The 364-nt window shown below is 69.8% G+C and carries 1 protein-coding gene; it reads left to right on the forward strand.

Going from position 1 to position 364, the window contains the following annotated elements:
* The coding region (locus tag AC0IYH_RS29935; RefSeq protein ID WP_471837724.1) for a dienelactone hydrolase family protein at positions 1–364 on the forward strand (364 nt) is incomplete at both ends.

A 364-nucleotide genomic window follows, 5' to 3' on the forward strand; every position in this document is an offset into this window, starting at 1 on the left:
CTTCGTCGCATGGCTTGACACGCAGAAGCAGGTCGACACCCGCCGCGGCATCGCCGTCACCGGCTATTGCATGGGCGGCCCGATGATGATGCGCACCGCCGCCGCCCGCCCCGATCGGGTGAAAGCCGGCGCGTCGTTCCACGGTGCGGCGCTGGTCGGCGACGCGCCGGACAGTCCCGACAAGCTCGTAGCCCGGCTCAAGGGCGGCTACCTGATCGCGATCGCCGCCAACGACGACGCCCGCTCACCCGACGACAAGACCAAACTGCGCGCCGCGTTTGCCGCCGCCAAAATTCCTGCCGAGATCGAGGTGTACGAGGGCGCGAACCACGGCTGGTGCCCGCCCGACAGCCGCGCCTACAAC

This window comes from Pseudomonas sp. AC463 (assembly GCF_979253585.1).